Origin of the sequence: Ktedonobacter racemifer DSM 44963, from assembly GCF_000178855.1 — a bacterium.
In the GTDB taxonomy this organism is placed as follows: Bacteria; Chloroflexota; Ktedonobacteria; order Ktedonobacterales; family Ktedonobacteraceae; genus Ktedonobacter; species Ktedonobacter racemifer.
The window spans coordinates 728,983-741,313 of record NZ_ADVG01000005.1 but is presented as its reverse complement, the minus strand read 5'-3'; the positions used below and the strand labels follow the sequence as shown (position 1 = coordinate 741,313).

The window sequence follows — 12,331 nt, the reverse complement described above, 5'->3', positions numbered from 1 at the left end:
GGAGAAGAGGGTGTTTTATGGAAGAGCTGAGCGAGAAAAAGAAATTAAGCACACTTCAACCTACAGGAACCTTCCCAAACAACCTGGATCGCTTTATATGCCATCTGGGGTTGCAAAAGGCACAGCTTGCTAAGGAGTTAGGGGTTAGCCCAGGGACGCTCTCCCACTATATCAGTGGTCGTCGCGCAGTACCTGATGATCGCCGTATCCAGTTCTCGAAGCTGCTAAAACAGAGCGTGGATGATATTTTCCCTGCTCCCAAGGCATTGCCTGCATCTGATAAGCAACAGTTGCAAGCAGAAGGCGATCTGTATGCTTCACAAGCTATGGTGCTATCAGGCTCCTATCATCAGTTGAAGAACGTACATCAGCAGCAAATTCTTGCTTTCCCACCGTTTCTTGAGAGTAATTCTTCCGTTTCGCATTCTTCAGTGGGAATGCCTTCCACACTACATACTGTAAGCCGCTTTGAGACCATGACGCCAGAGACGCTCGAACAGCTTGCGAGCCTGACGGTCCATTGCCAGCACTTGAGCGAAGGAAATGAACTGGGCACAGCCGAGCAAGTTCTATGGTCCTATCTGCCGCGAGTCGAAGATGTTGTGAAATTCTCTTTTGACTCTCAACAAAGAGCTGCCGAAATTGCTTCGCAAGGCTATTTGCTGGCTGCATCACTTGCAGGCCATCGCAGTAACCTTTGGGAGCGTAAATATCGCAGCGAGCAAGCTCTTTTATACGGGAAACTAGCAGGGAATATCAGTTTGCAAATGGTCGCATTACGACAACTGGCAATTACGTTCGATTGTCTTCAGCGACCTGATCTTGTCCTTCATATCTCGGAACAAACGTTTTCTCACTTTCGGGACGTGTCCCCACTCTTGCGTGCCTGTATCTACGCAGGGGTTTCGGGAGCATACGCGCAATTAGGACAGCAGCAAGACGCTCTTCGTTTTATGGAACGGGCCTACGAGCATTTCCCGACAAATGTGGATAGTGAGCCTTACTACCTCCACACTATTTGCCGCTATTCGACGCTGGTCTTTTTTGACGGTCTCAATTACCTTGAAATGAACCAGCCCAGGAAGGCTGAAGAGATCCTAGGGAGCATCGATGGGCTGCACCCAAAGATACAGATACCCGAGCGTGTGCGCATTGAGTTGCTCAAATACCAGGTGGAGGTATTTCTCGCCTTGAACAGTATGGAGCAAGCATGCGTTTATCTTGAGGCTGCGGCCAAAGCCTCTCTTGTCATTGGCAGTCAGCGACACTTCCAAGAATCGTTCCATCTCTTTCTCCAGATGCAGCAGAAATGGAAGATGGAGCCGCAGATACAGCAGTTAGCGGATCTCTTTCTGCGAGAGCGCCTGCTCAATCAAACAAAGAGCTTGTGAGACAAGCGCCCAGTGCTCTGTGGACATGTCAGGTCGTAGAATTCGTGCGGTTTCCTCGTATAACAGCAGGGCTGTTTTCCCTCGCTCCTCAATGGTTGTGGAGAGGGGATCTATGCCAGCCGCGTGCAGATGATAGTGTGTCCAAAGTGATTGTGATCCCATCGCCTCTTGCACCTGGTGAAAATACGTGTTCCCGCTGCGTATGAGGACTCCTCGTTGCACTGCTACCGCTTCTGTTATAGCTGAGAATAGATCGTGAAGCATATCTGAGAGCGCAATAGAATCGTGCAACATCAAGGCTCTGAGCATCTTGAGCACAATCTCAGTTTGTTCAACCAAACGTTGACCAGCATAGGTGTTCGCAGCCGTTTGTAGTGGTCCCCAGGACCAGGAGAGGGCTTCTTGCTGAAGTGTTCGAAAGGCATCATCTTTCTCCAGAAGGATGTGGGCCTCTCTGATGCCAGGAAGAATAAAGATGGCTTTTTCAGGACGAGAAAATCGCTCGCGGTAGAGTGAAAGCGGGCGGCTAGAAACACTGATGAAGCGTCCATCGCGATAGAGAAACTGTTTGTGCTCAGTACTCCCTGGGCCTTCGTAGAGAATGCGTACAATATCGACATCGCTGTAGGGAGCAATAGCTTCACCGCGTACATAACTACCATGCAAAATAATGGCTCGAACCTTCTCGTCATCCAGTTCTGTGATGAGTCTCGCAAGAAACTCAGGCGGGAGAGAGGCTGAGGAAGGAGAGACGTTATTGTTCATCATGTTCCCTTGTGATTGTTTTATATGTGATTTGCCTTTAGACATCGGCTTCATTTCAGATTAAAGAGAGCATTTGTCTCTTAAGCATACTGTATCATGTTTCTCTCTTGCTCTCTAGTCGAATACTCACTTTGACCTTGACCGGTTTGGTGGCTCACCCGTGGTTCACCTGTGGCTCCCGTACTACCAAGAAGCATCAGATAATTTCTTGATGGTAATCCGCCTGACACAACTATTGATAAAGGGGAAAAGGAGGTCTGTACTAGGTCTTGACAACGTGTGCGAACGTGAGCTATCGTTGCTCTATGTACTCAGTTGCACCGTTTGCCAAGCAGGTGGAGGTCAGCGTCAAAACGTTGCAGCGCTGAGACCGGGAAGGCAGGCTCAGAGCCAAACGAACCCTTTCTGGGCGTCGCTACGATGATGAGGCTGATCTGGCTACGGCGCTCAACCCGCCTCAGCGACCAGGAGCACGCCGGACGATCGCCTCTTGCCGGGTATCCAAGCCTGCGCAACGTCCTGACTTGCTCTCATCAGCTCGCCGCGTTGGAACGCTCCACCCTGGAAAAGCAGATTGCCGTCGATGAGTGGGTCATGGAAATTGGGGGAGGCCTCAATATTGAGCGTCAACGCTTTCTCGAGGTCGTGGATGCGATCCTGGCTGGAGAGGTCGAACGGGTGGTCATTGCCCACCAGGATCGGCTCGCTCGCGCGCGGCTTTGCTCTGCTCAAGCATCTGTGCGAGACCCACCACACGGAATTGGTCGTGATGAACGCAGAGACGCTCTCTCCAGAGCAAGAGCTTGTCCAAGATGTCCTGAGCGTTCTCCACTGTTTTTCATCGAGATTGCATGGCCTGCGGAACTACCGCAAAGCGTGAGAAAAGGTGCTCAAGAATGAAAACCGCACACAAGATCAGGATGCATCCCACGCCTGAGCAGGTGGAGTATCTCAAACGAGCCTGTGGCACGAGGCGCTTTATCTACAACTGGGGGCGGGAACAATGGGAAAAGCAGTATCAGGCGTACAAAGCAGAGCAGGAAACCGTCCCCGAAGAGGAGCGCGTGCTCAAACCACCTACTGCCCTTGCGCTGAAGGCGCACTTCAATGCGATTCGAGGACAAGCGTACCCATGGACCTATGACGTCACGAAATGTGTGGTGGAGGGAGCCTTCGACGACCTCAAGAAAGCGTATGACAACTTCTTTGCAGGCAGAGCGAACTACCCGCAGTACAAGAAAAAGGGGAAGTCGCACGACTCGTTTTATCTCTCCAACGACAAATTCACTGTTGGCAGTCACTGGATCTCGATCCCCGGGCTTGGTCGCTTCATCCTCGATCAACGCCAAACGAAGAAGGGCCGAGGCAAGCTGCTGCGCAAGCTAGGAACGGTCAATCTGGCAGAAAAGCTGCGCTTTGTAGAAAAGGGAGCAGCCACCACTCCCACGAAGAAGCGCAACAGGCGCAAGCACGTCGTGTGTGAACGAGTCAAGATTCTGGGGGGGACGGTCAGCTGTGAAGCAGGACACTGGTACGTTTCCGTTCAAGTAGACATCACACGGGAGCGCCTCAACGCTCCCGAACCAGTGGTGGGGGTGGATGTGGGCTTGAAGCACGCTGCTGTGGTGAGCGATGGACGCAGGCTTGAGAACCAAAGGCCATTGGCGCTCCATCTCAAGAAACTCGGCAAACTGCAACGGAAGCTGTCAAAGAAACAGAAGACGAAAGACCCTCAAACCAAGCGAACCGTGTTCAGCAAGCAGTATGAGAAGCAACGACTCAAGGTCGCGCGCAAGCATCAGCAGATCGCCAACATCCGGCGGGATGTCCAGCACAAGTTCACGGCCGAACTGGCGCGAACCTGTGGGGCTATTGGCATCGAAGACCTCAACATCCTGGGGATGATGGCCAACCGGAAGCTCTCGCGTGCCGTGGCCGATGCCGCGATGGGGCAATTGTTGCAGTTCCTCAAGACCAAAGTGGCCAACGCCGGGGGCGAGCTCTTCATCGCCTCGCGCTGGTTCCCTTCCACCAAACGCTGTTCGTGCTGTGGGCAGGTCAAAAAGCGCATGCCGCTCAAACACCGCACCTATGAGTGCGTGGCCTGTGGGCTGGTCATCGACCGGGATCTCAATGCTGCCTTGAATTTGCAGTGGTTCGCAACCCAACAGCTTCGCCAGCTTCACGCGTAAAGCTGGCCGTCCTGGAGAGTGGCTACCGCCGGACGTAAAATGCCTGGGGAGTTGATGTGAGACCGAAACGGGAGGGCTGATCCAAAGGTTCCCGTGCGCTGGCTATCGACGATGAAGCAGGAAGAACTGACCGCTTGAGGGTGGGTTCGCTCACGTTCGAGTATGAGAAAGGTAGCAGCAACACATCGCTTATGAATCAGCAAGCATCCATCCAGCACCGTGAACAGCTAGTGAACTGCATTGAGCCCTCGCTTGGGCATTGTCTCACACCGATTGTTCGTCATCACCACACAACGCTTGAGGAGATCGGAAACGTATGTCTCAACAGAAAAAGGGTGTGCTCTATTACGCTGTCTGTGCTTCTCCTCCAGCACAGCAGGCCCAGGACTTTGTTCCACTGGCGAAAGAAGACGGGTGGGATGTATGCATCCTGGCAACGCCTCAGGCAACAAAATTCATGAATATTCCTGTGCTCGAGCAGCTTTCAGGTCATCCCGTCAGAAGTGAATACAAAACGATAGGGACGGCTGACATCTGGCCAAAGGTGACCGCAATGGTCATTGCACCAATGACGCTCAACACTACGACGAAATGGGCGCAAGGGAATGCAGACAATCTCCTCTTGAGCCAGCTCTGTAAGGGGCTTGGCCTGGGGCTTCCTATCGTAGCTGCTCCTTGTATTACAGGTCCGTACTCACGGCACCCAGCCTTTGGTCGTAGCCTGACCCTGCTTCGAGAATGCGGCGTTCACATTCTCTATGATCCCGACAACTATCCCGCTCCAAAGATTGTCCCCTGGGAACAGATTCTTGAAAGACTAAATCAAGCAGCAGAATAGCAAGATGCACTTTTCATGCGACTACTCTATAGGAGTTGTTTGATGTCTCTCCGGACACAGCCGCTAACTGGTCTCTTCATGCGAGAACATCTGCTTCATCAGACAAAGGGCATATGAGATAAGTATCCAATATTCAGCAGATAGAGCAGGTCATAGAATTCGTGCGACTTCCTCGTATATATGCGTCAACCAAGGAGGATATTCGCAACCGTGCAATTGGCTTTGAACGAGTGGACACCTTCGTGAACGAAGGCAATACTCTGCTCCCCAATTTTTTGGCAAAATTACCAAAATTTGTATTCTATTATTTGTAGATTTTCGTTCAGCAAACCTGTGTAACGTTTGTTAATTCCTCCAGCTACAGCGCTCTTAAGAGAAACATACTCAGAGAAATGTTGTGTTGTGTGAGGAACGTCTGCATTTCTCCTGCTGGTGGGGTGCCTCATCTCTTCTGGGAGAGAGGTAATCAGCCGGGCGTTCGTTGGCAGATCATGGGTTCCTGGCGTGTGCTATCAATGGTCGCTTCTGTGCCCAGGTGTTGGGTAAACCCAAACTACGTTTTTATACGCAAAAAAGACTGGCTGAAGGGCGTTTAACCAGTAATTATTGCCTATATAGTTGCCTGGCTGGATATGTACCTGCAAAAGAGATGTTGCTTTATGCACATAGATGCCTCGTTTCGATGGCAATGGAACCTGTCTACTTGCGAATGTTGATTTTGACGCTGCTCATTGCTCTGCTGGTTTTCTCGAGTCCTCAGCGACCCAGGGCCGAGGCCGAGAGCGATCTTAGGAGTTATGCCACGGGCCTTAGCATGGATGTCTTGCCAACGATTTACAATGGAATGGCCTTCATTGGCCCGAATGATGCCAATTTGTAACTACTCAGGTTCCCTACGATAGATGGTAGTTTAGCCCGAGGTTGGCACATTTTTAGCCGAAGAGTGAGTCGTTTTTGGAAGGTTAGAATACGTTGGCAACGCTCTTAAAAGGTGATAAACTGCTGAGGCAAAATGTCCAGTATTTGAGAGGATTTGCTAACGAAAGGGATATGTCATTGACATCTGCGTGCAATAATACACTGCCGTTAGTACATGCGAGAAATGAAGAGATGCGGAGTCGTTCTCTATGAGAGATTGGAGACATGTCATTCAGCAATGGATAGCCCAGGAGAGCAGCATTGCACCTTTGGCTCAACAACAAGTGGAATTTATAGCTTGGGCTATTTATCCTCCTTCTTTTGATCACTGGCCTTCTCATCTTCCAACCTGTCAGGCTCTACAAGATTTCTATCGTCTCTGTGATGGGGGATATTTCAACTGGTTCCGTTGGGTTTCCCTTTCCCAACTTGTTGAGCAGAATCGTAAGTGGTTCCAACTCCTGAGCGATTGGGATACACGTGGAGATGTGCTGCTTCCAGAACGACATGTGGTTCTCGCTGAAGATGGGGGTGGTTGTCCAGTTGTCTGGGACGCTGCTACCGATCAGGTAAGAGCATTCCAGTTTGATGGGGGCGATTGGGAACCTCCTCTGGCCCCTTCGGTGGAAGCTTTTTTGACAGACCTCTTTAACCCAGAGGGAGAGAAGGGGAAGGACTGGTGGTATCTGTTCTTGAGTTGGCTCGATAGCCATCAGAAGGATTGATAGTCGTTCCCATGCACGATTTGCCAGAATTGCGCTTGCTGGTGCAGGAACACAGGATCGAAGAAATCTGCTGTCCGGCCTGTCAGGATCGAACAATTGGAAGCTTTCCTCCAAGGGGGGATGCTCCTGCTCAATATGGCCCTCAGGTCCAATCGTTGGCAGCGTATCTCTCCCAATTTCAGTTGTTGCCCCTGGAATGAACCTGTGAGGCACTTAACGATCTGTGTCACTGTGACACTCCGCATGGGCTAAAGCCCAGCAGCTTCTGACACGGCTCCGTAAGCGCCTCCGTGAGACATGTCCCGTAGGGACTACTCAAAATGGAGGCGTAGTGTGGTAGCCATATCTGAGAGGCGCGCACCCATCCGGCGCAATCCCCCCTGGGCGGTGCCAGGCCCGTTGGCGTGATCCCCTTGCCTTGCTTGAGCAAGAGATGGTTGCCCTTCGCGTTCGGCATCCTGAGAGATCCCAACACCTGGGTCTTTCGACCCCCTCATCGCACATCGCGAACGAGCATGAGGCTTTTCCTTCAACGGTTCTTGGTAGCGCTCGATCAAGCGCTGCCCGATTCTCAGACTGGCATTGCGGTCGGCATGGTCGCGCATCTGGCATTGTGGGCACAGGCAAAGCGCCGCGCCGGGCGTGTATCCCTCAACCGGCTCGCCCTCGTTGTAGCGAATGACGGGCGCGTGACAGCGATGGCATTCCCGGCTCGTATTGCGCGGATTGACGCGGCACGTGATGATGCCACGTGCATTCCACGCCTTGTACTTCACATACTTGAAGATGCGCCCTTTCATCCAGTAGGCGCGTTTCCTGTTGCTGCGGCGCGAATACGTGCCTTTTTGCGGGCGCAGGGTGCCTAGATGCTCGAAGACCAGTATGCTTGCTTGCTGCTTGATGGCGAACTGGACAATGCGGGCGCTCACTTGGTGCGCGATGTGCTCATCGACGTGCCTGATCTTGCGCCACAGATCAGCATTGTCCTGTTCCCCTTGGGCAATGATACCAGTCTGAGATCGGTTGTGCGCAATGCGTCCGAGCAGCCTCTTCCTAAAGCCCGATACCGCTGTGCCATTTCCAATGAAGGAAGTAGCCAGGATGGTGCCTTCGACTGCCTGGACGGTACACACAGCTACATGCTGGTCGAGGTTCAAATCGACCGCGCAGATACGTGTCTCTTTGGATGCTATCTGTTCAACAACGTTGGCGGGGGCCTCCAACGTTTTCTCGATGGGAGTATGCAACCACCAGCTCTTGCCCTTGCGAACCAGTTGCGGGCTCCCTATTGCGTACCCCTCGGGAATATCGCGAGAAAGCGCACCAATTTTGAGCCAGGACCAGCACGAGCCAGTCCACACTCTGAGCATGATGGAGTGCTGAGAGCGTTCTTTCCACAAGCCCGCGTAGAAGGAGGCCGACTTGTTCCAGGTGCGCGGCGGGACTGGTGGCCGCTCCCTGAACGGCTGCTTCTTCTTGCCCTTTTTGCATGGTTTGGCCTCGTGCTTCTCTTTGCGTGCTCGCCACTTTTTGAGCGAGGAGAAAAAGGCGCGAGCAGAGCCAAGGGCCGCATTGATGGCGGCGCGCCGGAACATCGCGGGGATATCCGGGGCGATGTCGGAGAGTGGCAGAATGGGATGGGGGCTCTTCTCCGTCGCATGGGTGAGTTTCTCCAGGGAGGTGAGGGCCTCCTTGTTCTTGAGAGAGAGGATGCCCTCATGGGCCTGGATGACCTCAAAGTAGAAGGCCACGACACGATTGTAGAGCGCCTGATTCTCCGCGAAGGAGTGGGCTGACTGAGGCGGATACTGCAATGCTTGTCTGATTGTTTTCGTGGCTTTTACCATTTTTAGTGCTTTTCTCTCAAAATATATTGTGTCTCTTTTAGAGTATACTGCAATCCGTTGGAGTTGTCAAACATATGTTCTCTATTGTGCTCTGCAAGGGCTAAAGCCGGGGCACGCCTCACTGCCGCCGTTGAAACGGCGCAGCTTGCGGCGGGCTAAAGCCCGTTGTGTCATCTCTCAGAAGACACCCTGGTCAATTGGATTGCTGAGGCGGCCAAACAGTTAAAAAATGCTTGTCTAGCTAGCTGAACAGTTGTGCTGGTTTACAGGTGTTTTCTGGAGATCACTCCGTTTTTTCCTGATGCGTTGTCCGTTGATTCTCCTCAGACTCCAGTTTCTCAATGGTTTGCATCATCGGTTGAAGCATCCCATTGAGGGTAGTTGCATCAAAGGCAAACTTCACTCCAGCAGCCTCGAAAAGCTCTGGAACGGTCCTGGTAGCTCCCAAAGAAAGTGCGTAACGATACTGTTGGAGCGAAGTGTGTGGATCACGCAGATAGTTGTTCCAGACCTGGAGCGCACCCAAAGCTGCAAAGGCGTACTCGATATAATAGAATGGCCACCCATAAAAATGTCGTACTTGCTGCCATTCAGACCCCCTCTCCACATCCAGGCCGCTCCAATCAATGTCAGGAACATACCGAAGAGAGAGTTCTTCCCATTTCTGATTACATGCGCCCTGCTCCATGGCCCGCTCAGGGTTCTCGTAGACCCAGTGTTGGAAGGCATCCCCGCGAACGGCAAGCGGGAACAGTTGTGCCACAAATCGCTCTAAATGTTGTATGCGGAGCCGTGTTTCTTCAGCCGGTGTGCAGAATCCTGCTCGGTGCAGATACATCACTGCGATCAGCTCCATACTCGTTGAAGCCACTTCAGCGAACTCCAATGGGAGAAAACTTTCCTTTCGCTGATGGATAGAGGGGAGATGACTCATCTCAAAGACCTGAAAAGCATGTCCTGCTTCATGAAACACAGTCACCAGATCCCACATCGATTTCACCTGGCCAAAAATGAAGGGGCGACGACGGACTTCCAGATGCATGTTGTACCCTCGGTTCGCTTTGCGTGGGCGCTCCTCCAAGTCGCAGAGGCCCTCCCGGATCATGGTCGTAAAGTAGGATTGCAGATGCGGATCAATGAACCCGAACGCGGTCGTACACTTCTGGAGGACTATATCCATATCAGAGAAGATGCGCGGAGGAGTGTTTCCTTGCGGATCAACCGAAATATCCCAGGGACGTAAGCTGTCGACTCCTAGCTGCTTCCGCCTCTTCTCCCAGATGCGGCTGGCAGCTGGTACGATCACCTCTTCAACTGCTTCATGAAACCTCTTGCAATCGGCCGGGGTGTAGTCAAAACGAAATAACTGTTGCCAGCGGTAGTCCCGATAGGTATCGAAACCCGCATTGTGTGCGATCTTCTGCCGTAATTGTATTCCTTTCACCCAGAGTCTGTGTAGCCGTTCTCGATCCGCTTGTTGACGTTCATTCATTCTGCGCCAGGCCATTTCACGCCGCTGCCTCTCTGGATCCAACAACACCGGTCGTAACGAGGCGATGCTCACCTGGTTGTCTCCCCAGGGAACCATTTGCGCTCCATTCACTTGCAGATATTCGCTACTGAGGGTCTCCTCTTCATTGAGGAGTGGCAGGTTGGCTTCATGAAATAGCATTGCCTCCGTGCGCAGATTACGCAGGGGGATCACATATCCCTCGGGAGTGAGTCCGCTCGCGAGCAACTGCTCTTTGATCTGCTGGTCATACGATTGCACAGGAAGCGCAATATTGTTCAGGAAGCGTTCTTTGCGCTGTACTGCCTCCTGATCTCCAGTATCTTGCGTACACGCTATTTCCAGTCGAGCGAGGGTCTCATCGACCAGTTCACTCAAGTGTGACCACTGTGAGAGCCACAACGGCACAGTTTCGGATGAGAGCGTTGTGGCTATTAATTCATCGTACCAGGGTTTTATTTTTGACCAACTTAACTGTTCAAAAGACTCGCTGGAGAGGGGAAGCGGAATATCCATAGATTGTCCCTTTCTGTAAACTCGCGGATGTACAGGCATAAAGCATGATTACATTGCTTCTGTTGGTGTATCCAAAGCTCGTTGTAGATATTCTTGTGTTTGTTCCAAACGAGTAAATGCCTCTGAACGGTAATAACGCAGAACTTCTGGATCTGATTGAAATGCAAAAATAGCATCTGTATCTCCAAGAGTTATTTGTCGTAACCGCAAGCGCGCTGTCTCCAGGGTTGGAGCGAGAGCAAAGAGATCCTGATTCGTCATAAAAAATATTTCCAGCTTTCTAGAAGAATATCTTGGCAGCGTTCTAGCAGTACCGAACCTTTGCCGCGCACGTTCACCAGACGTGTTGCTATGGATGGTGCTAGGATGAGGCACATTTGTCTGCTGCTCTACGAGAGCCGCTGAAGAAATGGCCGGAGAACGTTTCTCAGGAGGCTTGGTCGTTCTATCCATGGGAGATGCCCAACATCGGGAAGCTCCACATAGTTGGCAGATGGCATGCATTGAGCAAGGTGTTGAGCCACCCTGGCAGGGCGTGGATCGCACGCCCCTTGAATGATCATGGTCGGTATGGGCGAGGCGGCAACCTGATCAGCCATTGTTGGTTGCTGGGTAAAACGATCGCCGTCTTTCCCGAGAACCCGGTTGACCTGGAAATTGATATGCAAACCGTCCACAAAGAGCTGCCGAGCGAGTTCCCGGGGGCGTGAGCGGTCAGCAATATCCGTGGACCAGGATAATTCACAGTATGCTCGCTCAACTGCATCAAACTCGGCTCCTTGCGCAACGGAGAGTTGTGCGCGTAGGTCGGTCAGTTCCTGCTGTTCGAAAGGAGTGAGCAGTGCCCCTTGATTGCGATGATATTCCACCTTCCACGAGGCATCAATTCCCGTTCCAGAGAGGTAGATTAATGCCGAGGCCCGGGAAGGATGTGCGAGGCAATAGGCAAGTGCCAGTGTGGCTCCCCAGGAATGTCCCAGGATGATCCACTGGGGAAGGTTCCAATGAACCCGTAAGGCCTCAAGGTCTGCGACAGCGGTGGCTACGCCGTAGGAAGGTTCACCAGTTGATCGACCACAAGCGCGTTGGTCGTAGCGATAGACCGTGGCCAGGTCATCAACCATTTCTGCCACAGGGGCAAGATAATCCCACAAGCCAGGCCCTCCGTGGCAACATACAAGTGCGGGTCCTTTTCCTTGATGGGTTGTCCAAAGCGAGCAGCCAGATGCATTGATGGTCTCGCATATCTGCATTAAGCTACCAGGCCTTTCTACATGTTGGATTGCCTACCTTCATAAAACGCTGTTCTTGTTCCTTGTAACTATACCATTACCTCTAGAAGAGACCCCCCGTGACACGCCGGCGTGTCACGAGGGTTCTCTTCTAGAGGTAACCTGATGAATGTGCGACCTCTTCAAGAGAATATTTCAATTTAGATGGAAGATTATATAAATAATATAATACCAAAATTTTGTATTTCTCATCCTTAAGGTGATGGGATATTATGCTGTTGGTTCATTTCGTGAAATGTTTTCTGTTCGTTCCGGGTCTTGGCTGACGGAATGCTTCGGCATGGATACAGTTCCCTTAACCTGATCTATCCTCTGCATGATCGTCTGTTGACCCTGC

General features: G+C 51.9%; 10 protein-coding genes and 1 pseudogene. 6 read left to right on the top strand and 5 right to left on the bottom strand.

Annotated elements, in window-relative coordinates; genetic code table 11:
• Nucleotides 1–17 precede the first annotated feature (17 nt).
• A complete protein-coding gene (locus KRAC_RS57225) occupies nt 18–1,391 on the top strand; it encodes a helix-turn-helix transcriptional regulator (protein WP_007922757.1) in 1,374 nt (457 codons plus the stop codon).
• On the opposite strand, the gene KRAC_RS57220 is transcribed toward KRAC_RS57225, so the two are convergent.
• Nucleotides 1,338–2,159 (bottom strand): nucleotidyltransferase domain-containing protein, encoded by an 822-nt coding sequence (locus KRAC_RS57220; protein ID WP_157508323.1) that lies wholly within the window; start codon nt 2,157–2,159, stop codon nt 1,338–1,340. The genes KRAC_RS57225 and KRAC_RS57220 overlap by 54 nt on opposite strands.
• A 302-nt stretch (nt 2,160–2,461) precedes the next feature.
• Between KRAC_RS57220 and KRAC_RS57215 the strand changes: the two are divergent.
• The 5 genes and pseudogenes from KRAC_RS57215 to KRAC_RS57195 all read left to right on the top strand — a co-directional run bounded on the left by KRAC_RS57215 (nt 2,462) and on the right by KRAC_RS57195 (nt 6,829).
• A pseudogene (locus KRAC_RS57215) lies at nt 2,462–3,036 on the top strand (IS607 family transposase).
• Between the two features lie 16 nt (nt 3,037–3,052).
• Nucleotides 3,053–4,348: an RNA-guided endonuclease InsQ/TnpB family protein gene (locus KRAC_RS57210; RefSeq protein ID WP_007922755.1), complete on the top strand. Its 1,296-nt coding sequence runs from the start codon at nt 3,053–3,055 to the stop codon at nt 4,346–4,348.
• 316 nt (nt 4,349–4,664) lie between these two features.
• Nucleotides 4,665–5,186, top strand: coding sequence for a flavoprotein (locus KRAC_RS57205; protein WP_007922753.1), 522 nt, complete (start codon nt 4,665–4,667; stop codon nt 5,184–5,186).
• Between the two features lie 682 nt (nt 5,187–5,868).
• Complete coding sequence (locus KRAC_RS57200) at nt 5,869–6,066, top strand: hypothetical protein (protein WP_007922750.1); 198 nt, start codon at nt 5,869–5,871, stop codon at nt 6,064–6,066.
• A 307-nt stretch (nt 6,067–6,373) separates the two neighbouring features.
• On the top strand, nt 6,374–6,829 hold the full coding sequence (locus KRAC_RS57195; RefSeq protein WP_244422636.1) for an SMI1/KNR4 family protein: 456 nt from the start codon (nt 6,374–6,376) through the stop codon (nt 6,827–6,829).
• A 311-nt stretch (nt 6,830–7,140) separates the two neighbouring features.
• Here the strand turns inward: KRAC_RS57195 and KRAC_RS57185 are convergent, their stop codons facing one another.
• From KRAC_RS57185 to KRAC_RS57170, 4 genes are all read right to left on the bottom strand, one after another.
• Nucleotides 7,141–8,676: an RNA-guided endonuclease TnpB family protein gene (locus tag KRAC_RS57185; protein ID WP_007922746.1), complete on the bottom strand. Its 1,536-nt coding sequence runs from the start codon at nt 8,674–8,676 to the stop codon at nt 7,141–7,143.
• A 283-nt stretch (nt 8,677–8,959) separates the two neighbouring features.
• The gene (locus tag KRAC_RS57180) at nt 8,960–10,702 is read right to left on the bottom strand and encodes a M3 family oligoendopeptidase (RefSeq protein ID WP_007922745.1); all 1,743 of its coding nucleotides are present in this window, start codon (nt 10,700–10,702) and stop codon (nt 8,960–8,962) included.
• A 48-nt stretch (nt 10,703–10,750) separates the two neighbouring features.
• Nucleotides 10,751–10,963, bottom strand: coding sequence for a GNAT family N-acetyltransferase (locus KRAC_RS57175; protein WP_040448565.1), 213 nt, complete (start codon nt 10,961–10,963; stop codon nt 10,751–10,753).
• A gap of 128 nt (nt 10,964–11,091) precedes the next feature.
• Nucleotides 11,092–11,955, bottom strand: a complete 864-nt coding sequence (locus tag KRAC_RS57170; protein WP_007922744.1) for an alpha/beta fold hydrolase — start codon at nt 11,953–11,955, stop codon at nt 11,092–11,094.
• Nucleotides 11,956–12,331 lie beyond the last annotated feature (376 nt).